General features: G+C 66.7%; 18 protein-coding genes. 9 read left to right on the plus strand and 9 right to left on the minus strand.

Annotated features, from left to right (window positions below; translation table 11 throughout):
* Positions 1-3: 3 nt before the first annotated feature.
* The 3 genes from RZR99_RS33340 to xseA all read right to left on the minus strand — a co-directional run bounded on the left by RZR99_RS33340 (position 4) and on the right by xseA (position 3,362).
* Positions 4-204, minus strand: a complete 201-nt coding sequence (locus RZR99_RS33340) for a hypothetical protein (protein WP_407655467.1) — start codon at positions 202-204, stop codon at positions 4-6.
* A 1,001-nt stretch (positions 205-1,205) separates the two neighbouring features.
* Positions 1,206-1,784 (minus strand): superoxide dismutase [Fe], encoded by a 579-nt coding sequence (gene sodB / locus RZR99_RS17680; RefSeq protein WP_273998841.1) that lies wholly within the window; start codon positions 1,782-1,784, stop codon positions 1,206-1,208.
* A 195-nt stretch (positions 1,785-1,979) separates the two neighbouring features.
* Positions 1,980-3,362, minus strand: a complete 1,383-nt coding sequence (gene xseA, locus RZR99_RS17685; protein ID WP_323121054.1) for an exodeoxyribonuclease VII large subunit — start codon at positions 3,360-3,362, stop codon at positions 1,980-1,982.
* 449 nt (positions 3,363-3,811) lie between these two features.
* On the opposite strand from xseA, the gene lpxK reads away from it, so the two are divergent.
* The 5 genes from lpxK to RZR99_RS17710 all read left to right on the plus strand — a co-directional run bounded on the left by lpxK (position 3,812) and on the right by RZR99_RS17710 (position 7,702).
* Complete coding sequence (gene lpxK / locus RZR99_RS17690; RefSeq protein ID WP_323121055.1) at positions 3,812-4,840, plus strand: tetraacyldisaccharide 4'-kinase; 1,029 nt, start codon at positions 3,812-3,814, stop codon at positions 4,838-4,840.
* Positions 4,821-5,027 (plus strand): Trm112 family protein, encoded by a 207-nt coding sequence (locus tag RZR99_RS17695; RefSeq protein WP_323121056.1) that lies wholly within the window; start codon positions 4,821-4,823, stop codon positions 5,025-5,027. Before lpxK ends, RZR99_RS17695 begins: the two co-directional genes overlap by 20 nt.
* A gap of 79 nt (positions 5,028-5,106) precedes the next feature.
* The gene (gene kdsB, locus RZR99_RS17700; protein ID WP_323121057.1) at positions 5,107-5,898 is read left to right on the plus strand and encodes a 3-deoxy-manno-octulosonate cytidylyltransferase; all 792 of its coding nucleotides are present in this window, start codon (positions 5,107-5,109) and stop codon (positions 5,896-5,898) included.
* Positions 5,899-6,108: 210 nt separating this feature from the next.
* Entirely contained in the window at positions 6,109-6,771 is a 663-nt protein-coding gene (adk, locus tag RZR99_RS17705; RefSeq protein ID WP_323121058.1) for an adenylate kinase, read from the plus strand.
* Positions 6,772-6,943: 172 nt separating this feature from the next.
* Positions 6,944-7,702 carry an SDR family NAD(P)-dependent oxidoreductase gene (locus tag RZR99_RS17710; protein ID WP_323121059.1) on the plus strand — a complete coding sequence of 253 codons (759 nt, stop codon included), beginning with the start codon at positions 6,944-6,946 and terminating at the stop codon, positions 7,700-7,702.
* Positions 7,703-7,783: 81 nt separating this feature from the next.
* Here the strand turns inward: RZR99_RS17710 and RZR99_RS17715 are convergent, their stop codons facing one another.
* Complete coding sequence (locus RZR99_RS17715; protein WP_323121115.1) at positions 7,784-8,623, minus strand: SirB1 family protein; 840 nt, start codon at positions 8,621-8,623, stop codon at positions 7,784-7,786.
* Between the two features lie 8 nt (positions 8,624-8,631).
* Positions 8,632-10,215 (minus strand): murein biosynthesis integral membrane protein MurJ, encoded by a 1,584-nt coding sequence (gene murJ / locus RZR99_RS17720; RefSeq protein WP_407655466.1) that lies wholly within the window; start codon positions 10,213-10,215, stop codon positions 8,632-8,634.
* A gap of 255 nt (positions 10,216-10,470) precedes the next feature.
* On the opposite strand from murJ, the gene rpsT reads away from it, so the two are divergent.
* Positions 10,471-10,743, plus strand: a complete 273-nt coding sequence (gene rpsT, locus RZR99_RS17725) for a 30S ribosomal protein S20 (RefSeq protein ID WP_323121061.1) — start codon at positions 10,471-10,473, stop codon at positions 10,741-10,743.
* A 118-nt stretch (positions 10,744-10,861) separates the two neighbouring features.
* Here rpsT and RZR99_RS17730 read toward each other — a convergent pair whose 3' ends face one another.
* Positions 10,862-11,182, minus strand: a complete 321-nt coding sequence (locus RZR99_RS17730) for a DUF3579 domain-containing protein (RefSeq protein WP_323121116.1) — start codon at positions 11,180-11,182, stop codon at positions 10,862-10,864.
* 410 nt (positions 11,183-11,592) lie between these two features.
* Between RZR99_RS17730 and argF the strand changes: the two genes are divergently transcribed.
* A complete protein-coding gene (argF, locus tag RZR99_RS17735) occupies positions 11,593-12,522 on the plus strand; it encodes an ornithine carbamoyltransferase (RefSeq protein WP_323121062.1) in 930 nt (309 codons plus the stop codon).
* A gap of 89 nt (positions 12,523-12,611) precedes the next feature.
* On the opposite strand, the gene murB is transcribed toward argF, so the two are convergent.
* Positions 12,612-13,655: a UDP-N-acetylmuramate dehydrogenase gene (gene murB, locus RZR99_RS17740; protein ID WP_323121063.1), complete on the minus strand. Its 1,044-nt coding sequence runs from the start codon at positions 13,653-13,655 to the stop codon at positions 12,612-12,614.
* A 143-nt stretch (positions 13,656-13,798) separates the two neighbouring features.
* On the opposite strand from murB, the gene RZR99_RS17745 reads away from it, so the two are divergent.
* Positions 13,799-14,284 carry a YajQ family cyclic di-GMP-binding protein gene (locus RZR99_RS17745; RefSeq protein WP_323121064.1) on the plus strand — a complete coding sequence of 162 codons (486 nt, stop codon included), beginning with the start codon at positions 13,799-13,801 and terminating at the stop codon, positions 14,282-14,284.
* Positions 14,285-14,562: 278 nt separating this feature from the next.
* Here the strand turns inward: RZR99_RS17745 and plsY are convergent, their stop codons facing one another.
* Both plsY and ybaK read right to left on the minus strand, forming a co-directional pair.
* Positions 14,563-15,195 carry a glycerol-3-phosphate 1-O-acyltransferase PlsY gene (gene plsY, locus RZR99_RS17750; RefSeq protein WP_323121065.1) on the minus strand — a complete coding sequence of 211 codons (633 nt, stop codon included), beginning with the start codon at positions 15,193-15,195 and terminating at the stop codon, positions 14,563-14,565.
* Positions 15,196-15,304: 109 nt separating this feature from the next.
* Positions 15,305-15,796 (minus strand): Cys-tRNA(Pro) deacylase, encoded by a 492-nt coding sequence (ybaK, locus tag RZR99_RS17755; protein ID WP_323121066.1) that lies wholly within the window; start codon positions 15,794-15,796, stop codon positions 15,305-15,307.
* Between the two features lie 131 nt (positions 15,797-15,927).
* On the opposite strand from ybaK, the gene RZR99_RS17760 reads away from it, so the two are divergent.
* The gene (locus RZR99_RS17760; protein ID WP_323121067.1) at positions 15,928-17,478 is read left to right on the plus strand and encodes a class I adenylate-forming enzyme family protein; all 1,551 of its coding nucleotides are present in this window, start codon (positions 15,928-15,930) and stop codon (positions 17,476-17,478) included.
* Positions 17,479-17,617: the final 139 nt, after the last annotated feature.

The following is a 17,617-nucleotide window of genomic DNA, read 5'->3' on the forward strand; positions in this document are numbered from 1 at the left end:
CGACTAGTGCGACTTGAGCGCGCCGACGCGCGATTCGAGCGGCTTGGCGTCGGTCACCCCCTCCCACTCCTGCATCGCGCGCCGCCGCTGCACCGGCGACATCATCAGGAACTCGTTCATCTTCAAGAGAAACTCCCGCTTGGACTTCTCGGGAAGCACGGCGAAATCGAGCAGCAGCGCCAGTATTTTCTTCGTATAACGCACGCTTTCTCCTGTTCCGGTTAGATTTTCACGCAACGCAGGGCCTCGCCGGCCCCCGCCGGTCTCCGCCTGCCGGACCGCGCCGCCGGGATCGTCGCCTCCCCCACCCGGTGCGCCGATCGCAACAACCCGCCTGACATCGTTCACTCAGCCCCTCCTATTTTTCCGGCCTCGATCATCGAAACAGCCGGTCTTCTGTGTAACGTTTGCGCACGCAATCCGAAACGGCCCCGATGATCCGTGTTGCCCCGTCCACCCCGATCCCACAGGCAGCGATGCACGATCGAACGCAGGCGACACATGGCACATGTCGCGCCTGAACCGATCCCCCTCGGAAACGCTCCCTCAAACATGAGGCGATTGCTTGACTCAAACGACTGATGTTTTGCCGGCACAATAATGCCAAACATAAATATAAAATCCAATCCATCATCATTAGTACTGGATCTAAAAAACGATAAATCAATTTAGAACAATCACCAAATCGTATTTACGTCATTTGTCGCACGATACGCGCGGCAGGTGCGAGATCACACACGCGATCCATTTCACATCGGCGGTGGCATTCCGCTACGGCGCATGCGGACGCCTTCGAACCTTCGTCGCGTCCGCCCGGAATCCACTGCGGCCAAACCATGTCGCTTCGCATCGATTCACTTTAGACATATATCAATTTCATTTAATTAAATACACGCCCTTAGTCGGATCAATAAACCCCCCATATCGCGGACACAGCGCATCGATTATCTATTCTCAATATCTGAGCGCCCGAGCGGATGCATCAAGGACCATGCGCCTCGATAGTCGATATGGAATACGAAATGATTAATCGCCGGCAGCGTTCCATCGATGCCGCCACCTACCCGGGTCCGGCCGCGGCGCGAAAAAAAACCCTCCGGCGGAGGGTTTTCCGCCTGCGGTCCGTTGAAACGGACCGCAGGCGGTCGAATCAGGCTGGCGGCTTCGCGCCGCCCATCGGAGCGGTCGCGCGGCGCCCGTGCCGCTCAGGCGAAATTCTTTGCCGCGAAATCCCAGTTCACGATGTTCCAGAACGCTTCGACGAACTTCGGACGCGCATTGCGGTAGTCGATGTAGTACGCGTGCTCCCACACGTCGATCGTCAGCAGCGGCTTCGCGTCGGTCGTGAGCGGCGTCGCGGCGTTGCTCGTCGACACCAGGTCGAGCGAACCGTCGGCTTTCTTCACGAGCCACGCCCAGCCCGAACCGAAGGTGCCGATCGCCGTCTTGGCAAAGGCTTCCTTGAACGCGTCGAACGAACCCCACTTCGCATTGATCGCATCGCCCAGCGCGCCCGTCGGTGCGCCGCCGCCGTTCGGCGACAGGCTGTTCCAGAAGAACGTGTGATTCCAGATCTGTGCGGCGTTGTTGAAAATGCCGCCCGACGACTTCTTCACGATCTCTTCCAGCGACAGGTTCTCGAACTCCGTGCCCGGAATCAGGTTGTTCAGGTTCGTCACATAGGTCTGGTGATGCTTGCCGTAGTGGTACTGGATCGTCTCGAGCGAGATGTGCGGAGCGAGCGCGTCTTCAGCGTACGGCAGCGGCGGGAGCGTATGAGCCATGGCGATTCCTTCGTAGAAGTATGTAGGGAGGGCTTGTGTTGGGTGCTGCGGAGCGTTCGATTGTAGGCGACTACGAATAACCCCGCAAACTCGCGGGCCTTTATCCGCGGTATCCGAAAGATCGACGCAGGCGCGAATGCCGGCGAAATCGCGCGAGCCCATCGCGCTGTCCGCATGCGCGTTGCGCGCCGTTCCTCAGAATGTATCCGAAAGACGCGGTTGCACGTCGGCAAGCGCGATATCGGCCGAGCCTTCCGCCAGATGCACGGTCAGACGCCGCTGCGGCTTGAGCGCCGCCGGCGCGCGCACCGCGCGGCCCGTCTGCGCATCGATCAACGCCGCGTAGCCGCGCTCGAGCGTGCGCTGCGGGCTCAGCACCTCGAGCCGCGCCGCACAGGCTGCCACGCGCGCCGTGTCACGTTCGTGACGGCGCTGCAGCGCCGCTTCGAGGCGCTGCGCGAGTCCGTCGAGCGCGCGGCGCGACTGCGCGACGTCGGGGCGGCCCCCCTGCCAGCGTAGTTGCGCAAGCGCGAAACGAGCGCGCGCGTCGCGTACCGGCCGTGCGCCCGCCGCCGCGAGCCGCGCGGCCAATTGCCGGACGTGGCTGCGCTGCTGCGTCATTCGCTCGGCCGGACTCACGAGCCGGCGGGACAGCCAGTCGAGTTGCTGCGCGCGCGCCTCGAGCATGCGGCGCAGGCCGCGCGCGAGCGCCGCCTGACGCTCGCCGAGATCGCGCAGCAGCAGCGCGCGCTGCGGGCTCGCGAGTTCGGCTGCGCCCGTCGGCGTCGGCGCGCGCAGGTCGGCGGCAAAATCGGCGATCGTGAAATCGGTCTCGTGCCCGACGCCGCTCACGACCGGCAGCTCGCTCGCCGCGATCGCGCGCGCGAGCCCCTCGTCGTTGAACGACCACAGATCCTCGATGGAGCCGCCGCCGCGGCACACGATCAGCACGTCCACCTCGCGCCGCGCGTTGGCGGCCTGCACCATCGCGACGAGCTTCTCCGCCGCGCCCGCACCCTGCACCGGTGCCGGATAGACGATCACCGGGATGTGCGGCGCACGGCGCGCGAGCGTCGTCACGACGTCGCGCAGCGCCGCGGCCTGCAGCGACGTGACGATGCCGATCGCACGCGGATGCTGCGGCAGCGCACGCTTGCGCTCCGGCGCGAACAGCCCTTCCGCCTCGAGCTGTGCTTTCAGCCGCAAGAAAGCCTCGTACAGCCGGCCCTGCCCCGTGCGCCGCACCGCCTCGACATTGAGCTGCACCTCGCCGCGCGGCTCGTACATCGTGACCAGGGCGCGCACCTCGATCCGGTCGCCCTCGCGCGGCGTGAATTCCGCGTGCTGCGCACGGCCGCGGAACATCACGCAGCGCATCTGCGCCTGCCCATCCTTGATCGAGAAATACCAGTGCCCGCTCGCGGCACGCGTGAAGTTCGAGACCTCGCCCGCCACCCACAGCAGCGGAAAGGAACGTTCGAGCATCGTGCCGATCGCCCGGTTGAGCGCGGAAACGGGGATCACGCCATCGCCGGACGGCGCGCCGCCGGGAGCGGCGAATGAGGAGTCGGATTGCATGGAGAGTCGGATGAATTCGGCCGGCCAAACGATAGACCGCGCCGGCCGCCGCGTCCAGCCGCGCGTGCGGCGCCCGCTCCGGCGCGGGAAGTGTCCACATCCTGGACGGACCGGGGACGGAGTCGTAACAAACCTCCCCAGCGCTCAGAAGATTCAAAGCAAGTACTTGAATTAACGCAAATTTTTTCGAATCCAGGGCGCTGGCGTGCCGACCGGAAGTCCATCGTGCGGGCCTGTCCGGTCGGTCGCGCCGAAGTTCTTCACAGAGTTATCCACAGCCGCGCCGCGCACCGGGAAAATCGGGGCGGACCGTGCGCGGCTTGCCGCGCGCCCGGCGGCCGCGCTAGAGTGCCGCCTTCCCCGGACGCACGGCGTCCCCCGTTTTCCCGGAGATCCTTGTTGACGAACCCGTCTCCCGCAGCGGCGCCCCGCGCGTCGCGTCCCGCCCCATGAGCGCGTCGAGCGGACTGCTTGCCCGCCTCGAGGCGCGCATCGCACGCGAGTGGCAACGCCGCGGCCCGCTGGCGTGGGCGCTGACGCCGTTCGCCGGTGTGTTCGGCGCGTGCGCGGCATTGCGCCGCACCGCGTTCGCGCGCGGCTGGAAAGCGCGCATCGATCCCGGCGTGCCGGTGGTGGTGGTCGGCAACGTGACGGTCGGCGGCACCGGCAAGACGCCGACCGTGATCGCGCTCGTCGAAGCGCTGCGCGCGGCGGGCTTCCGGCCCGGTGTGGTGTCGCGCGGCTACGGCGCGCGCATCGACGCACCGACCGCCGTCACGCCGGCCTCCACGCCCTCGGCGGCCGGCGACGAACCGCTGCTGATCGCCCGCCGCACGCTCGCGCCGGTGTGGGTCTGCCCCGACCGCGTCGCGGCGGTGCGCGCGCTGGCCGCCGCGCACCCGGAGGTCGACGTCGTCGTCAGCGACGATGGCCTCCAGCATTACCGGATGCGGCGAACGGTCGAGCTGGTCGTGTTCGATCACCGGCTTGGCGGCAACGGCTTCCTGCTGCCCGCGGGCCCGCTGCGCGAACCGCTGTCGCGACAGCGCGACGCAACGCTCGTCAACGACCCGTACAGCCGCGCGCTGCCGCCGTGGCCCGATACCTTCGCGCTGCGGCTCGCGCCCGGCGACGCGTGGCATCTCGACCAGCCGTCGCTGCGCCGCCCGTTGTCGCAGTTCGCCGGCGAGCGCGTGCTCGCGGCGGCCGGCATCGGCGCGCCGGAGCGCTTCTTCGCGACGCTGCGCGCGGCCGGCCTCGCGCCCGCCACGCGTGCGCTGCCCGATCACTACGCATTCGCCGACAACCCGTTCGTCGACGATCACGTCGACGCAATCCTGATTACCGAGAAGGATGCAGTAAAATTGGGCGCTTCCTGGCGCGATGCACGAATCTGGGTCGTCCCGGTCGAAGCCGCGCTCGATCCTCGCCTTATCGCTCTCGTTGTGGAGAAACTCCGTGGACGCTCGCCTGCTTGAAATCCTTGTGTGCCCTGTTTGCAAAGGCCCGCTCCACTATGACCGCGGCGCGCAGGAACTGATCTGCAACGCCGACAAGCTCGCCTACCCGATCCGCGACGGCATCCCCGTGATGCTCGTCGACGAGGCGCGCCAGACGGTCGAGGGCACGCCCGTCGATCCGGCCGGTCCCGCCGCCGGCCGCTGACACCGCGCGCAGTCCGCGCCGCTGCCTCACGGGCGGCGCGCCGGCGCCGATTCCGTCCCGCCCTTGTCCTGAATTTTCGATGACCACGTCCCAGCCCTTCATCGCCGTCATCCCGGCCCGCCTCGCGTCGACCCGTCTGCCCAACAAACCGCTCGCCGACCTGGGCGGCAAGCCGATGGTCGTACGCGTGGCCGAGCGCGCGCGCAAAGCGGGCGCCGAGCAGGTACTCGTCGCATCCGACGCGCAAAGCGTGCTCGATGCGGCCCGCGCGCACGGCTTCGAGGCGGTGCTGACCCGCGCCGACCATCCGTCGGGCACCGACCGTCTCGCGGAAGTCGCCGCGCAGCTCGGCTGGGCCGACGACACGATCGTCGTCAACGTGCAGGGCGACGAGCCGCTGATCGATCCGCAGCTGGTGCGCGACGTCGCCGCCCACCTGGCCGCCCACCCCGGATGCGCGATCGCGACCGCCGCGCATCCGATCCATGCGGCGGACGAAGTATTCAATCCGAACTACGTGAAGGTCGCGCTCGACGCGCACGGCGTCGCGCTCTACTTTTCCCGCGCACCGATCCCGTGGTCGCGCGACGCCTACCAGCCGCACTGGCCGAACGTCGCCGCGATGCCCGCCCCCGCGTTTCCGGTCTACCGGCACATCGGGCTGTACGCGTATCGTGCGCGGTTCCTGCGCACCTATCCGTCGCTCGCGCAAGCGCCGATCGAACAGGCCGAACAGCTCGAACAGCTGCGCGCGATGTGGCACGGCGAGCGAATCGCGGTGCTCGTCACCGCGCAAGCGCCCGAGGCCGGCATCGACACGCCGGCTGATCTCGCGCGCGTGCAGGCCCTTTTTCGGCCGGGTCCAAAATGAGCCGTGGCATAATCGGACGATTGCGCGAGCCATCGCCCACCGCCGCTTCCCCAGATTGATCTCAGCCCGCTTCGCTGCCGGCCGCCGCGTATCCGTTCCGATGCGCCGCTGTCAGACCGGCCCGCGGCGCTCGAAGGAAACCGCGAAGCCGTGCGTTGCCGATGCATCCGCGTCTCGCGCCAAAGCATTTACATACTTGGAGATATCACCATGCGTTTGATCCTGTTGGGTGCGCCCGGAGCGGGAAAGGGCACCCAGGCAAACTTCATCAAGGAAAAGTTCGGCATCCCGCAAATCTCGACGGGCGACATGCTGCGCGCGGCCGTCAAGGCCGGCACGCCGCTCGGCGTCGAGGCGAAGGGCTACATGGACGAAGGCAAGCTGGTGCCTGATTCGCTGATCATCGGCCTCGTCAAGGAGCGCTTGAAGGAAGCGGATTGCGCGAACGGCTATCTGTTCGACGGCTTCCCGCGCACGATCGCTCAGGCGGATGCGATGAAGGACGCCGGCGTCGCGATCGACTACGTGCTCGAAATCGACGTGCCGTTCTCCGAAATCATCGAGCGAATGAGCGGGCGCCGCACGCACCCGGCATCGGGCCGCACCTACCACGTGAAGTTCAACCCGCCGAAGGTCGAAGGCCACGACGACATCACGGGCGAGCCGCTGATCCAGCGCGACGACGACAAGGAAGAGACCGTCAAGAAGCGGCTCGACGTGTACGAAGCGCAAACGAAGCCGCTGATCGCGTACTACGGCGACTGGGCGCAGCGCGGCGCGGAAAACGGCCTGCAGGCGCCCGCGTACCGGAAGATCTCCGGGCTCGGCGCGGTGGACGAAATCCGTCAACGCGTGTTCGACGCATTGAACTAAGCCCGCCGCGCGACGCGCGCCGGATCGAGAACCGCCCCGCCCGGGCGGTTTTTTTTCGTCCGACCGTTCGCTTCGTGCCGCCGCCGCGCGGCGCCCCGTACAATCGATCCGGTTCCGACCGCGCCGCATGCGGTCGCCACGTCATTCCAGTCGAATAAAACAAGGAGCAAGCATGGAGATTCGAGGCAACGTCTTTCTGATTACAGGCGGCGCGTCCGGCCTCGGCGCCGGCACCGCGCGGATGCTGACCGAGGCCGGCGGCAAGGTCGTGCTTGCCGACCTCAATCAGGAAGCGGGCGAAGCGCTCGCACGCGAGCTGGGCGGCGCATTCGTCACATGCGACGTGTCGCGCGAAGCCGATGCGCAGGCGGCGGTCGCCGCCGCGACGGGGCTCGGCACGCTGCGCGGGCTCGTCAACTGCGCGGGCATCGCCCCCGCCGCGAAGACGGTCGGCAAGGACGGCCCCCATTCGCTCGATCTGTTCGCGAAGACCATCACGGTGAACCTGATCGGCACGTTCAACATGACACGCGTCGCGGCCGCCGCGATGGCCGCGAACGAACCGTCGCCGACCGGCGAACGCGGCGTGATCGTCAGCACCGCGTCGGTCGCCGCGTTCGACGGCCAGATCGGCCAAGCCGCCTACGCGGCATCGAAGGCCGGCGTCGCGGGCATGACGCTGCCGGTCGCGCGCGATCTGTCGCGCAACGCGATCCGGGTGATGACGATCGCGCCCGGCATCTTCGAAACGCCGATGCTGCTCGGCATGCCGCAGGAAGTGCAGGACGCGCTCGGCGCGATGGTGCCGTTCCCACCCCGCCTCGGCAAACCGGCCGAGTACGCGATGCTCGTCAGGCAGATCCTCGAAAATCCGATGCTGAACGGCGAAGTGATCCGCCTCGACGGCGCGATCCGGATGCAGCCGAAGTAAGCGTCCGGCCGGCACGATGAAAAACGCCTGCGCGATGCGCTTGCATCCGCAGGCGTTTTCGTTGCCGCGCCGGACGGCGGATCATTCGTCGCCGCGCTGCATCCGCTGCCGCAATTCGCCGACCTGTGCCTCGACGACCGTCGCGTCGCCCGCCTCGGGCCGCTCGCCGAGATACATCTCCAGATCCTCGAGCGCGGGCCGCAGGTAGTCGAGCCGCGCATACGCGAAGCCACGGTCGCGCACCTCGTCGAGCTGGCCCGGCAACAGGATCACCAGGCGCTGCTGGACCGCCAGCAGGCGCTGCCAGCGTTCCGTCTGCAGATAGACGGCTTTCAGGTTGTTCAGCATCCGCGCGACGATCTCGCGGCTGATCGCGGGTTGCAGGAGCGCGCGCAGCGTGCTGCTCACCGCGCCGTCCGCGCGCGCCACGTAGGGCTCGAGCATCTCGACCATCTCGGACTCCGACAGCGAATGGCCGGTGGTCGGATCGATCATCACATCGCCGGCGGGCAGGGTCACGCGCAGCAGGAAGTGTCCGGGAAACGACACGCCGCGCGCCGGCAGGCCGATCTGCTCGCACATCTCCAGGTACAGCACCGCGAGCGAAATCGGGATCCCGCGCCGGCGCTTGAGCACCATATTCAGGTGGCTGTTGTCGGGATCGTAGTAATCGTTGTGATTGCAGGCAAAACCCAGCTCGCGGAAGAAGAAGTCGTTGAGCGCGGCGACCTTGTCGCGCATCTCGATGCCGTCGGGCAAGCGCTTGCGCAGCCGCACGACGAGCGCGTCCAGCTCGGCCAGCACGCCTTGCAGGTCGAGATCGGGATACGCATCCTGCGCGAGCGACAGCGCCGCCTCGGTGAGCGGCAAGCCGTCGTCTTCCGCGACGAGCGAGCTGAAATAATCGAGAACGCGGGTCATTGGGGTCGTCATTTGGCGCGCCTTCTGAAGTACGCGTATTTGAAGCCCATCAGCCACAACATACCGAAATATAGTGCAGCAAACAAAACCAGGCACGCCCCCATCAACGCGATACGGGCCACGGGCGTCGCACGCATCGCGGTCCAGTCGAAGCTGATCGCGAACCAGTGCATCGTGCCCGCGAGCACCAGCGACGCGCCGACGAGCTGCAGCAGGAAGAGCAGCCAGCCCGACGACGGCTGGTAGATGCCGCGCCGGCGCAGGCCGAGGAACAGCAGCAGCGAATTCACGCACGCGCCGACGCCGATACTGAGCGTCAGACCCGCATGACCGATCAGCGGCACGAACAGGTAGTTCGACAACTGCGTGATCACGAGCACGCCGATCGCGATCTTCACGGGCGTCTTGATATCCTGCTTCGCGTAGAAGCCGGGCGCGAGAATCTTGATCAGGATGATGCCGACCAGCCCGATGCCGTAGGCCGATAGCGCGCGCGCGACCATCTGCACCGTGTGGCCGTCGAACTTGCCGTAATTGAACAGGGTCGCGGTCAGCGGTCCCGCGAAGAACAGCAGCGCGAGCGCGCTCGGCGCGGCAAGCAGGAAGGTGACCCGCAGCCCCCAGTCGAGCAGCGCCGAATACTCGGTCGAATCCGCGTCGACGTGCGCTTTCGACAGGCTCGGCAACAGGATCGTACCGAGCGCGACGCCCAGCAGCGCGGTCGGGAACTCCATCAGCCGGTCGGCGTAGTTGATCCACGACACGGCGCCCTGCCCGAGCCGCGACGCGATGTTGGTGTTGATGATGAGGCTCAGTTGCGCGACCGACACCGCGAACGTTGCGGGCACCATCTTCGCGAGCACGCGCTTCACGCCCGGATGGCGGAGCGCGCGCAGCGGGTTCACGCCGATCAGCGGCACCATGTCGATCTTCTTGAGCCCCGGCAGTTGCACCAGGAACTGCAGCACGCCGCCGACGATCACCGCCCACGCGAGCGCATAGACCGGCACTTTCAGGTGCGGCGCGACGAACACCGCCGCCCCGATGAACGCGACGTTCAGCAGCACGGGCGCGAACGCCGGCAGCGAAAAGCTTTTGTAAGTATTGAGCACGCCGGACGCGAGCGTCGTCAGCGAGATGAACACGATGTACGGAAACATGATCTGCGTCATCGTGACGGCCAGCGGGAACGCCTGACCGTCCGAACGCAGGCCCGACGCGACCGCGAACACGACCCACGACGCGCCCGCGATGCCGGCGACCGACAGCGCGGCCAGCGCCCACGCGAGCACGGTGGACATCGCGTCGACCAGGGCCTTGGTCGCATCGTGCCCCTTCTGGTTCTTGAATTCGGCGAGGATCGGTACGAACGCCTGCGAGAACGCGCCCTCGGCGGACAGGCGGCGCAACAGGTTCGGAATACGGAAAGCGACGTAGAATGCGTCGGTGAATTGACTGGCGCCGAACGCACGGGCGATCAGCGTCTCGCGGGCCAGTCCGGTCACGCGCGACAGCAGCGTGAAGCCGCTGACCGTCAGCAGGGCTCGGAATAGATTCATGGGGCACGTATTATACGGGCCATGCGCACTCATAAGCGGGAGCCGATGGAAAAGCCCGGCTGCCGGCCCGGTTGGATTGCCGAGCTTGCCACTCGCTTGATTTCGTTGCTATAATCGCCGGTTTCTGGGCCTGTCATATGCACAACGGCTTCGTTGGCGTGTTGCCGGCCTCGGTTAAACCAACGTTTTTTTGCGCTCCTGGGCAATCGCTCTCAGGGGTCGGATCGAAAAGCAGCGCTTGGCCGTCAGGCTCCAAGCTCTGGAAACAGGACAGGATAAGGAACCGTCATGGCTAACTCCGCACAAGCACGCAAGCGCGCCCGCCAGGCTGCGAAGGCAAACTCGCACAACTCGGCACTGCGCTCGAAATTCCGTACCGCCGTCAAGGCTGTCCGCAAGGCGCTCGACGCCGGCGACCAGGCCAAGGCAGCCGAACTCTTCAAGGTTTCGGTGAAGACGATCGACACGATCGCCGACAAGAAGATCGTTCACAAGAACAAGGCTGCTCGCCTGAAGAGCCGCCTGGCAGCCGGCCTCAAGGGCCTGCAAGCCGCGCAGTAAATCCGGCGTGCCCGCTCAGGCGGGCGGCCTGTTTCCTCTGCGATCAACAAAAAGCCCGCTGCGTGCGGGCTTTTTGCTTTGGCATGGGAAACGGCCGGAGAACTGACCGCGCGGCAGATTACTTCTGCTTGCCGTAATCCGGCAATTCGCACGCTTCCGTCACGACGAGGTTGTTGTCCTTCGCGAAGTTCAGCACGAAATCGAACGCCATCGGCTCGATATCGCGCAGACGCGAATCGAGAATCACGCATTTCGTATCGCCCAGCATCGTGGGGCGGACATAGAGCGAATATTGCAGGCGCGCATTCGGCCCGCCGGTACCCGGACCGAAACAGGACATCACCCCGGCCAAGCGCTCCGACCAATCGCTCGGCCGAAACTTTTTCCCATCTTTCGTGATGCCCTGAATGAAGTATTCGGTCGGGGGAGTTTCAGCCATGAGGGTACCCAAGTGACGGCCCAGCGGTGCGCCGGCGAACCTTCGCCTGGACACCTCGGAACACAAGGAAGAAACGGCCTCGCGCCGCTCGCGACGGACCGCGACCGCGATCCTGGGCACGACGCACCGGATGCGTGCGACGCGCCGCTTGTGTCCGGCAGACCGAGCATGAACCTTGCCCGCCGGGCTTGAGAAAACCGCGAAATTATACCGCACCGCGCCATGATTCGTCGTATCGGGCACGTCGCCGAAACGGCGCCCGGGTGCCGCCGCGCGGTCCGCGCGGTTCCAGCCGATGCTTTCGGCACGGCTCGTCAAAGCCGCGAAAATCCTTTATGCTGGCTCGAGTTACCCACACTCGACGGCGGCGCCGTCCGGCCTTCCGCCGGGTGCCCGCCGTATCTCGTTTCATGACCGCCAAAACCATTCGTCACTACCTGCAGTTCAAGGATTTCTCGCTGGAAGACTACGAGTACGTGCTCGAACGCACGGGTATCCTGAAACGCAAATTCAAGAACTACGAGACCTACCACCCGCTGCACGACCGCACGCTCGCGATGATCTTCGAGAAAAGCTCGACGCGCACGCGACTGTCGTTCGAGGCCGGCATCTTCCAGCTGGGCGGTCATGCCGTGTTCATGAGCACGCGCGACACCCAGTTGGGCCGCGGCGAGCCCGTCGAGGATTCCGCGCAGGTGATCTCGCGGATGGTCGACATCATCATGATCCGCACATTCGAGCAGGAAGTGATCCAGCGCTTCGCGGCAAAGTCGCGCGTGCCGGTGATCAACGGCCTCACGAACGAATACCACCCGTGCCAGGTGCTTGCCGACATCTTCACGTACTACGAGCATCGCGGACCGATTCGCGGCAAGACCGTCGCCTGGGTCGGCGACGCGAACAACATGCTGTACACCTGGATCCAGGCCGCACGTATCCTCGGCTTCAAGCTGCGCTTGTCCACGCCGCCCGGCTACGCGCTCGACGCGAAGCTGGTCGAGGCCGACAGCGCGCCGTTCTACGAGGTGTTCGCCGATCCGAACGAAGCCTGCAAGGGCGCCGATCTCGTCACCACCGACGTGTGGACCAGCATGGGCTTCGAGGCCGAGAACGAAGTCCGGATGAAGGCCTTCGCCGACTGGTGCATCGACGAGGAAATGATGGGGCACGCGAACGCCGACGCCCTCTTCATGCATTGCCTGCCCGCGCATCGCGGCGAGGAAGTGACGGCCGCCGTGATCGACGGCCCGCAAAGCGTCGTCTGGGACGAGGCGGAAAATCGCCTGCACGTGCAGAAGGCGCTGATGGAGTTCCTGCTGCTCGGCCGCCTGAACCACTGACCGCACACCGTCCGTCGGCGCGGCGCTCGAACGCCCCGAAAAAAAGCCTCGCCGACGCGCGAGGCTTTTTTACTCGGCCGCCGCGGCGCTCACAGACACACCGGCTCCACCTCCAGCTCGACCCCGAACCGGCCGAGCACGTCACGCCGGATCGCGTCCGCCAGCGCCAGCACATCAGTCCCCGACGCGCCACCTCGATTCACCAGCACCAGCGCCTGCCGGTCATGTACCGCCGCCGCGCCCAGCGTGCGACCTTTCCAGCCGCAGCGGTCGATCAGCCAGCCCGCCGCGAGCTTCACCTGCCCGTCCGCCTGCGGATACGAAACGAGATCGGGCTCGCGCTCGCGCAGCACGGCGAACCGCTCGGCCGAAATCACCGGATTCTTGAAGAAGCTGCCCGCGTTGCCGAATTCGAGCGGATCGGGCAGCTTCGCCCGCCGGATCGCGACGACCGCATCGAATACGTCGCGCGGCGTTGCCGCCCCGGCGTCGACCCCGCGCAGCGCCAGCTCGCGGGCGACATCGGCATAGCCGAGCCGTGGCACCCACACTTTCGGCAGACGGAACGTCACGGCCACGATCGCGAAGCGCCCGCGTCCATCCCGCTTGAAGAAGCTGTCGCGATAGCCGAATGCGCACTGCGCCGCGTCGAATTCGACGATTTCACCAGTCGCCAGCTCCACCGCCTGCAGCGAGTGGAAGCAGGTTTTCATTTCCAGCCCGTACGCACCGATGTTCTGGATCGGCGCGGCTCCGACGGTGCCGGGAATCAGCGCGAGGTTTTCCAGGCCGGGGATGTGGCGATCGAGCGTCCAGGCGACGAACGCGTGCCAGTTCTCGCCGCCGCCCGCCCGCACGTACCACGCGTGCTCGTCCTCCCGCACGACGGTTCGGCCGCGCGTCTCGTTCAGCAGCACGAGTCCGTCGAAACGACCGGTGAACACGACGTTGCTGCCGCCGCCCAGCACCAGCACCGGCAAGCCCGCGACGCGCGGGTCGCGGGCGAGCGCGGCGAACTGGTCGACCGCGTCGACCCGCGCCGCCAGCCGCGCGGTCACGTCGAAGCCGAACGTGTTGTGGGTTCGCAGCGGGTAATCGGCGAGCAGTCGGAGCGGGAAATCGGGGAGGGACATCGCAAATCGCAGTTGTGCCGGAAGGCCGTCAAGCCGGCGGCCTTGGGCAAAAGTTGGGGCGCCGGTAAAATGACGGTCGGTCCGCAATTATAGCGAGTGCCCGCGCGCGTCCGCGCGGGCCGCATGTTTTCAGGGAGAATGCCATGCCATCGTTCGACGTCGTTTCCGAAGCGAACATGATCGAAGTCAAAAACGCCATCGAGCAGTCGAACAAGGAAATTTCGACGCGCTTCGATTTCAAGGGGTCCGACGCGCGCGTCGAGCAGAAGGAACGCGAGCTCACCATGTTCGCCGACGACGATTTCAAGCTCGGCCAGGTCAAGGACGTGCTGATCAACAAGATGGCGAAGCGCAATGTCGACGTGCGCTTCCTCGACTACGGCAAGATCGAGAAGATCGGCGGCGACAAGGTCAAGCAGATCGTGACGATCAAGAAAGGCGTGTCGGGCGACCTCGCGAAGAAGATCGTGCGGTTGGTGAAGGACAGCAAGATCAAGGTGCAGGCGAGCATCCAGGGCGACGCGGTACGTGTCACCGGCACGAAGCGGGACGATCTGCAAAGCGTGATCGCGCTGCTGCGCAAGGATGTCACCGACACCCCGCTCGACTTCAACAATTTCCGGGACTGAGCGCCGAGCGCGCCGTCGTCGCCGCGCGGAATCGCTCCGGCTCGAGTCGTTCGGTTGGGCGGCGCCGGCGGCGCGGGCTGCATGGGCGCCCGCCACGCCAACGTGAGCGTCGCTCCGGCACCGATCTCGCCGAAAGCGGGTACCCGCCCGGCTCACGCAAGGCTGACGCGGGCCCGCCCACGCGGCCTTCGGCAACGCGGCCGCACCAGCGCCGGGCGTTGCACCCGCCGCTTCCCCTTTCCGTCGGCGGCGAACGCCGAACCGCCGCGCTCCGATGCCTATCGTCGCTCGCCGGCCTCGGGCGTCTGAACTTTCTTCTTGTCGCCGATCCGGCTCTCCTGCCCGGCCAGCAGCTTCGAAATATTCACGCGATGGCGCCACACGAGCAGCACGCTCATGGCGAGCACGGCCCACGCGCTCGGATTGTCGTGCGTCCCGAACAGGAATACGTCGAACACCGGCGCGAACACGGCGGCGGCCAGTGCCGCCAGCGACGAGTATCGAAAAAAGAACGCGACGATGAGCCAGGTGAGCGCGGTAGCCAGTCCCAGCACCGGATGGATCGCCAGCAGCACGCCGGCGGCCGTCGCGACGCCCTTGCCGCCCTGGAAGCGGAAGAAGATCGGGTACAGATGGCCGAGGAACACGGCAATTGCCGCGCACGCGACACCGAATTCGCCGCCGATACCGAAATGCCGGACCAGCCAGACGGCCAGCCAGCCCTTGAAGGCATCGCCGACGAGCGTGAGGATCGCCGCCGTCTTGTTGCCGCTGCGCAGCACGTTGGTCGCGCCCGGGTTCTTCGATCCGTACGAACGCGGATCGGCCAGCCCCATCGCGGCGCTGACGACGACCGCGAACGATACCGATCCGATCAGATAGGCGGCGATGGCCGCGAGCAGAATCTGCATGCGAAGGACTCTTGTTTCAACGAAAGGGTTGGACGGACGGCTCGATCGACGCAGCCGCGGCGGCGCCCATTCTACCGAAGCGGCGCGCCGCGCAGCGCGGATCGAACCCTCAGTCGACGCTCGCGCACGCCACGGCCCGCGCGTCGAGCAGCGCCGTCAGCACCCCGGGCGCGAGACTGACGAGATAGCCGCGCCGACCGCCGTTCAGATAGATCGACGGCAGCGCGAGAATGCTCGCCTCGACGTACACCGGCATCGCCTTCTTCGTGCCGAACGGCGACGTACCGCCGACCAGATAACCGGAATGGCGGTTCGCGATCTCGGGCTTGCACGGCTCGACCCGCTTCGCGCCGATCTGCCGCGCGAGATTCTTGGTCGACACCGTGCGATCGCCATGCATCAGTACGATCAGCGGCTTCGCGTGCTCGTCTTCCATCACCAGCGTCTTGACGACGACGTGCTCGTCGACGCCGAGCTGGCGCGCGGACTCGGCGGTGCCGCCGTGGTCGACGTAGTCGTACGGATGCTCGCCGAACGCGACGCCGTGACGGCGCAGGAACTGCGTCGCGGGGGTTTCGGAGACATGTCGGGATTTGCTCATCCGCGCATTTTAATTGCATGCGCCGCGATGCACTATTGTCCGTACGGTCGATTGCATGCGATCCACCGGCGTGGCACGATCGTTCGACACACTGCGGCGCCCGCTCGCCGACCCTCTTTCCCGGAGACGCCATGACCTCGAATGACGGCCTCGACGCCGCCGCGCTGCTTGCCTCGCTGCCGACGCGAATCGCCGCGCTGCCGGCCCTCGCGGCCGAACGCAATCCGCATCGCGTCGCGCTGATCGAAGATGCGCGGCAGCTCACCTACGCGCAGCTCGCCCAGGCGGTCGACGCCACGGCCGATCAGTTGGCAAGGCTCGGCGTGCGGGGCGGCGATCGCGTGATGATCGTCGCGGAAAACAGCGTCGCGCAGATCGTGCTGCTGTTCGCCGCCGCACGGCTCGACGCGTGGGCGCTGGTGTCGAACGCCCGGCTGTCCGCCGCCGAACTCGACGCGATCGCCGCGCACGCGGAGCCGAGGCTGGTCGCGTTCGTGACGGAGTCGTCGCCCGACACCCGCGCGCATGGCGACCGGCGCGGCGCGCAGCCGGCTGCCGCACTGCCGATCGAGATCGGCGCATGGTCGTATACGGTCGATTCCGCGGTACGCGCCGAGCCCGTGACGGCCGATCCGGCGCGCCAGTGCGCGGCGCTGATCTACACGACGGGCACCACCGGCACGCCGAAGGGCGTGATGCTGTCGCATCGCAATCTGCTGTTCATCGCCGCGGTCTCGAGCACGCTGCGCCGGGTCGAGCCGAGCGACGTCGCCTACACGGTGCTGCCGGTCTCGCACGTCTACGGGCTCGCGTCGGTATGTCTCGGCAGCCTGTACGCGGGCGCGACGCTGCGGCTCGCGCCGCGCTTTTCGCCGGAAGCGGTGCGCCGCGCGCTGGCGCACGAGCGGGTGACGATCTTCCAGGGCGTGCCAGCCATGCACGCGAAGCTGCTCGAGCATCTGCAAACGCATGGCCATCCGTGGCACGCGCCGCATCTGCGCTTTGCGTACTCGGGCGGTTCGCCGCTCGACGCGGACCTGAAGGCGCGCGTCGAACGCGTCTACGGCGTTGCGTTGCACAACGGCTACGGCATGACCGAAAGCAGCCCGACCATCACTCAGACCGCGCTCGACGCGCCGCGCGACGACTGCTCGGTCGGTCTCCCGATTCCCGGTGTCAAGCTACGCTTCGCGGCACCCGACGGTACTGAAGTCGCGCGCGGCGAAGTGGGCGAGATCTGGGTGCGCGGCCCGAACGTGATGCTCGGCTATTACCGCAATCCGGCAGGTACCGAGGCGGCCGTGACGGCGGACGGCTGGCTCAGGACCGGCGACCTCGGCCGGCTGGACGACGACGGCGCGCTGACGATCGCCGGCCGCAGCAAGGAGCTCATCATCCGTTCGGGCTTCAACGTCTATCCGGCGGAGGTCGAGCAGGCGCTGAACGCACATCCGGCGATCGTGCAATCGGCGGTGATCGGCCGCGCGGTCGAGGGCAACGAGGAGGTGATCGCCTTCGTCGAGCGGATGCCCGGCGCGTCGCTCGCGGCCGATGAGCTGGCGCAGTGGTGCGCGAGCCGGCTCGCGCCGTACAAACGCCCCGCGCAGATCCGCGTGCTGGATGCGCTGCCCGCCGCGTCGACCGGCAAGGTGCTCAAGCACCGGCTGCGCGAGTTGCTGTAGGGAGTCGGCCCGTGCGCGCCCGGCGGGACGGCGCGCTCAGCCGCGCGGATGATGCGCCGCGTGCAGCGTCTTCAAGCGCTCGCGCGCGACGTNCCGCGTCGACCGGCAAGGTGCTCAAGCACCGGCTGCGCGAGTTGCT

Source organism: Burkholderia alba, from assembly GCF_034721475.1.
Taxonomy (GTDB): domain Bacteria; phylum Pseudomonadota; class Gammaproteobacteria; order Burkholderiales; family Burkholderiaceae; genus Burkholderia; species Burkholderia alba.

Bases quoted from the DNA above. Each gene is read 5' to 3' on its own strand.
- argF (WP_323121062.1), top strand. From the start codon at position 11,593: ATGACCGCCAAAACCATTCGTCACTACCTGCAGTTCAAGGATTTCTCG.
- sodB (WP_273998841.1), bottom strand. From the start codon at position 1,784: ATGGCTCATACGCTCCCGCCGCTGCCGTACGCTGAAGACGCGCTCGCT.
- rpsT (WP_323121061.1), top strand. From the start codon at position 10,471: ATGGCTAACTCCGCACAAGCACGCAAGCGCGCCCGCCAGGCTGCGAAG.
- lpxK (WP_323121055.1), top strand. From the start codon at position 3,812: ATGAGCGCGTCGAGCGGACTGCTTGCCCGCCTCGAGGCGCGCATCGCA.
- RZR99_RS17745 (WP_323121064.1), top strand. From the start codon at position 13,799: ATGCCATCGTTCGACGTCGTTTCCGAAGCGAACATGATCGAAGTCAAA.
- murJ (WP_407655466.1), bottom strand. From the start codon at position 10,215: ATGAGTGCGCATGGCCCGTATAATACGTGCCCCATGAATCTATTCCGA.
- kdsB (WP_323121057.1), top strand. From the start codon at position 5,107: ATGACCACGTCCCAGCCCTTCATCGCCGTCATCCCGGCCCGCCTCGCG.
- murB (WP_323121063.1), bottom strand. From the start codon at position 13,655: ATGTCCCTCCCCGATTTCCCGCTCCGACTGCTCGCCGATTACCCGCTG.
- RZR99_RS17715 (WP_323121115.1), bottom strand. From the start codon at position 8,623: ATGACCCGCGTTCTCGATTATTTCAGCTCGCTCGTCGCGGAAGACGAC.
- adk (WP_323121058.1), top strand. From the start codon at position 6,109: ATGCGTTTGATCCTGTTGGGTGCGCCCGGAGCGGGAAAGGGCACCCAG.
- ybaK (WP_323121066.1), bottom strand. From the start codon at position 15,796: ATGAGCAAATCCCGACATGTCTCCGAAACCCCCGCGACGCAGTTCCTG.
- RZR99_RS17710 (WP_323121059.1), top strand. From the start codon at position 6,944: ATGGAGATTCGAGGCAACGTCTTTCTGATTACAGGCGGCGCGTCCGGC.
- RZR99_RS17760 (WP_323121067.1), top strand. From the start codon at position 15,928: ATGACCTCGAATGACGGCCTCGACGCCGCCGCGCTGCTTGCCTCGCTG.
- xseA (WP_323121054.1), bottom strand. From the start codon at position 3,362: ATGCAATCCGACTCCTCATTCGCCGCTCCCGGCGGCGCGCCGTCCGGC.
- plsY (WP_323121065.1), bottom strand. From the start codon at position 15,195: ATGCAGATTCTGCTCGCGGCCATCGCCGCCTATCTGATCGGATCGGTA.
- RZR99_RS17730 (WP_323121116.1), bottom strand. From the start codon at position 11,182: ATGGCTGAAACTCCCCCGACCGAATACTTCATTCAGGGCATCACGAAA.